The following is a 947-nucleotide window of genomic DNA, read 5'->3' as shown; positions in this document are numbered from 1 at the left end:
TGGCTCTATGTGAATTTGTGTGGGTGCCTAAGATCGAGTTTGCCTGCTAATAAATAAATCATAGTGATAAAATTGTCGATATTCCGGTATCCCCTCGCTCTTCTTTTTGCCAGCTGGATTTTTGCGTTAATGCCTTCTAATACCCCATTGGTTAACCGAGATGTAGCATAACTTATGATTCCATACCAGTGAGCTTTCAGGGTTTTGACGAATTCGATGAACGGGAAGATTTTGCTTTCCTCTGCCTGGCTGCACCAATCAGCTAAAAACAGTTCTGCCTGCCCTTCTTCCTTGATTTCCCAAAAGTCATCAAATAGCACTTTAAGGCGGTAGGCTTCGCCAAGGGTTGGATATAGCTTGAGCAAGCTATCCCGCTTCTCTTTTTGTGACTTGCTCAACTTCTCCTCCCCTTTTAAAAAGGTGTACTTATGGCCCTTGAGCAATTCATGTTCCTTCCTTTCCGCTTGGCGTACTTTGTCCATGGCTTTGTTGAGCAGCTTTTTTACATGGAACCGGTCAAAGGTCAGAGCTGCGTTTGGAAAAGATTCCAGGCTGCCACTAATAAATGACGGGGACATATCCAGGCTGACTTCTTCTATCTGCTCTGCTTTACAGCCTTTGCTTTCAAGGTATTGCTGTATGTTTGAGACGCTTTGCTTATCCTTGCCCGGAGTTACATGGACCACTTTACGCTCATCCATGTCCACCGCTACAGTTATGTAGTTATGCCCTTTTTTAGTGCTTGTCTCATCTATCCCCAGCTCCTTAACCTGGCTGTGGTCTTCTCTTTGATAAGCGCCGCGGACATAATAATTAAGGATAGTCCATATCCGGTTCGCATATTCCCCAACCAATTGCCCTACCTTGCTGACCGGCATTTCACATTCGATCAATTGCAATACAAAGGATTCGAACAGCAGCGTAAAGCCACTGCCAGGGCGCGCCCA

At 45.4% G+C, this 947-nt stretch carries 1 protein-coding gene; it reads right to left on the bottom strand.

Annotated elements, in window-relative coordinates; genetic code table 11:
• Positions 1 to 5 precede the first annotated feature (5 nt).
• Positions 6 to 947, bottom strand: a 942-nt coding sequence (locus FRY97_RS21935) for an ISL3 family transposase (RefSeq protein WP_147169762.1), incomplete at its 5' end; no start/stop codon positions are given.

Source organism: Phaeodactylibacter luteus (assembly GCF_007993045.1).
Taxonomy (GTDB): Bacteria; Bacteroidota; Bacteroidia; order Chitinophagales; family Saprospiraceae; genus Phaeodactylibacter; species Phaeodactylibacter luteus.
This window is presented reverse-complemented; position numbering and strand designations above follow the sequence as displayed.